The organism is Jatrophihabitans sp., from assembly GCF_036388195.1.
Taxonomy (GTDB): Bacteria; Actinomycetota; Actinomycetes; order Mycobacteriales; family Jatrophihabitantaceae; genus Jatrophihabitans_A.
The window spans coordinates 1-5075 of sequence record NZ_DASVSG010000122.1 but is presented as its reverse complement, the minus strand read 5'-3'; the positions used below and the strand labels follow the sequence as shown (position 1 = coordinate 5075).

At 70.6% G+C, this 5075-nt stretch carries 4 protein-coding genes; 3 read left to right on the top strand and 1 reads right to left on the bottom strand.

Annotation, left to right across the window (positions count from 1 at the left end):
- Nucleotides 1-599, bottom strand: a 599-nt coding sequence (locus VF612_RS12610) for an alpha/beta fold hydrolase (protein ID WP_408660204.1), incomplete at its 3' end; no start/stop codon positions are given.
- Between the two features lie 449 nt (nucleotides 600-1048).
- On the opposite strand from VF612_RS12610, the gene VF612_RS12605 reads away from it, so the two are divergent.
- From VF612_RS12605 to VF612_RS12595, 3 genes are all read left to right on the top strand, one after another.
- Nucleotides 1049-2350 carry a GGDEF domain-containing protein gene (locus VF612_RS12605; RefSeq protein WP_408660203.1) on the top strand — a complete coding sequence of 434 codons (1302 nt, stop codon included), beginning with the start codon at nucleotides 1049-1051 and terminating at the stop codon, nucleotides 2348-2350.
- A 154-nt stretch (nucleotides 2351-2504) separates the two neighbouring features.
- A complete protein-coding gene (locus VF612_RS12600) occupies nucleotides 2505-4055 on the top strand; it encodes a S1C family serine protease (protein ID WP_408660202.1) in 1551 nt (516 codons plus the stop codon).
- 94 nt (nucleotides 4056-4149) lie between these two features.
- On the top strand, nucleotides 4150-5075 hold a 926-nt coding region (locus tag VF612_RS12595; RefSeq protein ID WP_408660201.1), incomplete at its 3' end, for an acyl-CoA dehydrogenase family protein.

The window sequence follows — 5075 nt, the reverse complement described above, 5'->3', positions numbered from 1 at the left end:
ATCTTGTCCGCCAGCCCGCGCTCGTCCGTCGGGGAGCGCCGGCCCAGCAGCCGGTCGAACACGCCGCTACGCCAGCCGAGCTCGGGCAGCCCCGGGATCTGGAACACCAGCAGGTAATAGGAGTGGCCGAGCTGCCGCGCCAGGGTCGCCAGGTCACGGGGGGACGGCCGCAGCTTGGAGCGCAGCCATCGGGCGGCGTGATCCAGGCCCGGTCCGGAGATCGAGGTGAAGCTGGCGATCCGGCTCTGCAGCCGCTCGCTGGTGACGCACTGCCAGCCCTGGACCGACCCCCAGTCATGGGCCAGCAGGTGCACCGGACGATCCGGGCTGACCGCCTCGATCACCGAGGCGAAGTCGGCTTCGAGCTGGTCGAGGCGGTAGCCGGCCCGATCATCGGGGGCGCCTGACTGGCCGGCGCCCCTGACGTCATAGCTGACCACGTGGAACCGCTCGCGCAGCAGTTCGACGACCCCGTCCCAGACCGAGGCGTTATCGGGATAGCCATGCACCGCCACGATGGTGGCGCCGGCCGGATCCCCGGCTTCGTAGACCGCCAGTTGCACACCGTCGGTCGCCGTGACCCGGCTGGTCGGCGTCATGAACGCCCTTTCGCATCCAAGCGAGCGCGGTCCGGCTACCGCACGGCGCCTGGCGCTGTGTAGAGGTGGTGGTTACCGGTGGGTGCGTATTAGTTCCATTCTAAGTGCAGCACGGTGAGCCACCTCCCTCGTCAGCTGTTGGTTCAGCTGCTTGCGCACGGCGAGCGAGGCCACCGGCCGTGCGATGCGATCTCAGCAACGCTGAGCGTCCCGAGACTACCGCTGGACAGTCTCGTCCTACTAGGGGGGATTTGCACGTTCTGAGAATGGCCGCATAACCGTACCACTAGTATCTATTGCGAACAATTACGACATCGTGACACGTGGTCACACCTTCGGGCATACTTTTAACTACTGAGCTCTGTTTAGTTCGCGCTCCGGTTGCCAGGAGCCAGACCGCGGCGAAAACCGACCGCCACACTTTCCACGTTCGGAGCTCCTTCGACGCCATGGCTGCCTCAAGCCTCACGCCGGCTGACGGGCGGGCGCGCCGGTTGCGGACGGTTCGCAGCTGGCGGCTGTGGTCGGTGCCGCCCAAGGCGCTGGCGCTGATCATCGGGGTCGAAGTCCTCACCGTGCTGGCCACCGCGGTCAGCCTGGTCACCAGCTACTCCCAATGCCTGACCGTGTCGGCGACGACCCGGCTGGCGGCGCTGCTGCTGCTCAGCATCGCCTACTCCGAGATCACCCACCGGATGCAGCGGATGCGCCGCTATCTCGGCGGCGCGGTGCTGGTCGGCCTGCATTCGGTCTGGGCGTTCGCTGGGGTGCTGATTCTGCCGATCGGTTACAGCGCGGTCCTGGTGTGCGGCGTCTTCGCAGTGGCAGCCATGCGCCGCCGGCAGCAGAAGGCAGTGGCCTACCGGGTCACCTACACCGGCGCGACCGTGGTGCTCGCCACACTGGCGGCCAAGGTGGTCGCCACCGCCATCCAGCCCCGGATCGTCACCCTGCCGGCGGGCGCGCTCACCGCGCTGGCGATCACGGTCTCGGCGGCGGCCTTCTTCCTGATCAACACCGTGCTGGTGATCGGGGTGATCTACCTGGCCTCCGGCGTGCACTCGCTGACCGCGCTGTTGCCGGCCAGGGAGGAGCTGGGGTTGGAGATGGCGACCCTGGTGCTCGGGGTGATGACCGCCGACCTCTACCTGCGGCTGGCGTGGCTGATCCCGGCCGTGCTGGTCCTGATGTTGCTGCTGCAGCGCAGCTCACTGGTCTCCCAGCTCGAGATCGCGGCGACCACCGACTCCAAGACCGGCCTGCTGAACGCGGCGGCCTGGCAGGAGCTGTCCCAGCGGGAGTTGCTGCGCGCCCAGCGCGAGGAAGCGCCCTGCGCGGTGCTGCTGATGGATCTCGACCACTTCAAACGGGTCAACGACACCGCCGGCCACCTGGCCGGCGATGCCGTGTTGAAGGCCATCGGGGAGGCCCTCAAGCGGGAGCTGCGCGGCTACGACGCCGTCGCGCGGTTCGGAGGTGAGGAGTTCGTGGTCTTCCTCGACGACATCGGGCTCGAGGAGGCCTGCCAGGTCGCCGAACGGATCCTGAGCCGCATTCGCGGGCTGGTCATCCCCGGACCCCGTGAGCGGATCTCGCTCACCGCCTCGATCGGGTTGGCTGCCTACCCCCAGCACGGCGAGGTCATCACCCAGCTGATCGAGCAGGCCGACAACGCCCTCTACCGAGCCAAGCGGACCGGCCGGGACCGGGTCGAACTGCCGCCCGAGACGCCGACGGACGGCGCCGGCTGAGCCGCCTCCGCTGGCCCTGACTGAGCCGCCTCCGCTGGCCCGCTACCGCCCCCTCCCGCTGGCCCCGGCAGTCGCCTCCGCGGGCCGTGGCAGTCATACCGCTGGCTGCAGGCGCTCACAGCCACCGCACAGCGTCGGGAACCAGAGTGGGGGCATGACCTCGAACGAATACCCGCCATCATCTGGCGCTGGCGAGGATTCCGAGCACCGTGAGGGCTACCAGCAGGCTTGGCGCCCGCCACCTGCTGAGCCGGGTACCACCGGCTACCCGCCGGCACCCGCCTTCCAGCCGCACCCGCCGCAGGGCGGGGACGCCGGCTACCCCGGTCAGGGCTTCCCGGCTGGCCAGCAGGCCTATCCGGCTCAGGAGGCGTACTCGGCGCCGCAGGCGTATGCCAGCCAGCAGGGATATCCGGCGCCGCAGGGGTACGCCGGCCAGCAGGGATATCCGGCGCCGCAGGGATTGGCGGGCTCGCAGGGATTTGCGGGCTCGCAGCAGTACCCGGGTCAGCAGGGCTACCAGCCGGTTCAGCACACCCAGCAACTGCCCACCCTGGACGGGCCACCGAGCAGCGACGCCGGCGCCCCGGCCGAGCCCGCCAAGCGCCGGCGCGGCCGGACCCTGCTGCTCACCGCGCTGCTCGCCGCCCTGGTCGGTGGCGGGGTCGGCGGCGGAGTGGTCGCGGCGGTCGATCGCAACAACGGCGGCTCGGTGAACACCGGACTGCGGATCACCAACGCGACCGGGGCTCCGGCCGCCCAGCTGGACGGCACGATCGGGGCGGCGGCGGCCAAGATCCGGCCGAGCGTGGTGACCATCGAGGCACGCGCGGGGCAGCAGTCGGGCACCGGCTCCGGCGTCATCATCCGCAAGGACGGCTACATCCTCACCAACGACCACGTGATCTCGGTCGGCAGCGGCGCCGGCGACCTTGAGGTGACGCTGGCCGACGGGCGGACCGCCGCGGCCAAGATCGTCGGCCGGGACACCTCCGACGACCTGGCCGTGATCAAGATCGACCTGGACGACCTGCCCGCCGCGACCTTCGCCAAGTCCAGCTCGCTGAGCGTCGGCCAGACCGTGGTGGCGGTCGGCGCCCCGCTGGGCCTGTCCGACACCGTGACCAGCGGCATCGTCAGCAACCTGTCGCGCCCGGTCCGGGCCGGTGACAAGGACCAGGCGGTGTTCGCGGCGGTCCAGACCGACGCCGCGATCAACCCCGGCAACTCCGGTGGCCCGCTGGTCGACCTGAACGGCTCGGTGGTGGGGATCAACACCGCCATCGCCACCGACGGCTCCGGCGGTGGGCTGCAGATTCCCGGCCAGCCGCCGCAGCAGTCCGGCAACATCGGCATCGGGTTCGCGATCCCGGCCGATGAGGCCAGCCGGATCGCCAGCGAGCTGATCGCCACCGGCAAGGCCACCCACGCGGTGCTCGGCGTCGGGGTCGGAGGCCCGCAGACCGGCGCCCAGTCCCAGCCCGGCGTCCCGCTGCGCTCGGTCAACGCCGGCGGGCCCGCGTCCAAGGCAGGGATGAAGGTCGGCGACATCATCACCGCCCTCGACGGCCAGCGGGTCACCACCGCGGACGCGCTGATCGCCGCCGTCCGCAACCACGCTCCCGGCCAGCAGGTCAAGGTCACCTACGTTCGGGGCGGCAAGAGCGCCGACGTGCAGATCACGCTGGGTTCCGCGGACAGCTAGGCCGTTCCATGGACAGCTAGGCCGTTCCATGGACAGCTAGGCCGCGCAGTTGTTCCCCGGGCCACCTGGGCTACCGGCGGGTAACCTCGGCCGGGTGGCGACACACTATGTCTTCAACGTCCCCGCGCCGTGGTCGGGCGTCAACCTGTTCGACGACGACCGCTCGCTGGCGGCGGCGCTGTCCGCCGCAGGCGCCGATACCGGCCGGCTGAGCGCGCTGGGGCAGCTCGCCGGCAGTCCCGAGGCGCAGGACTGGGCCCGGCTGGCCAACCTCTACCCACCGGTGCTGCGCAGCCACGACCGGTACGGCAACCGGATCGACGAGGTCGAGTTCCACCCGTCCTGGCACCAGCTGATGGACGTCGCGGTGCGCAACGGCCTGCACGCCGCGCCCTGGACGGACCCCAGCCCCACGGCCCACCTGGCGCGGGCGGCCGGGTTCTACGTCTGGGGCCAGGTCGAGCAGGGGCACGCCTGCCCGATCTCGATGACCTACGCCGTGCTGCCGGCGCTGCGGCACAGCCCGGCATTGGCCGCCGAGTACGAGCCCGGCCTGACCAGCCTGAGCTACGACTTCGGCCTGCGGGCGCCGGGTCTGAAGTCCGGGCTGCTGGCCGGCATGGCGATGACCGAGAAGCAGGGCGGCTCGGACGTCCGGGCCAACACCACCCGGGCGGTCCGCAACTGCGACGGCAGCTACTCGATCACCGGCCACAAGTGGTTCTGCTCGGCCCCGATGTGCGACCTGTTCCTGGTGCTGGCGCAGGCCGAGGCGGGCCTGAGCTGCTTCCTGGTGCCGCGGGTGCTGCCCGACGGCAAGGGCAACAACTTCGCCCTGCAGCGGCTGAAGGACAAGCTCGGCAACCGGTCCAACGCCTCGTCCGAGGTGGAGTTCGACTCGACCACCGGCTGGCTGGTGGGCGCCGAGGGCCGCGGCGTGCGCACCATCATCGAGATGGTCAGCATGACCAGGCTGGACTGCGTGATCGGCTCGGCCGCGGTGCAGCGGGCTGCCCTGAC

Bases quoted from the DNA above. Each gene is read 5' to 3' on its own strand.
- VF612_RS12600 (WP_408660202.1), top strand. From the start codon at position 2,505: ATGACCTCGAACGAATACCCGCCATCATCTGGCGCTGGCGAGGATTCC.
- VF612_RS12605 (WP_408660203.1), top strand. From the start codon at position 1,049: ATGGCTGCCTCAAGCCTCACGCCGGCTGACGGGCGGGCGCGCCGGTTG.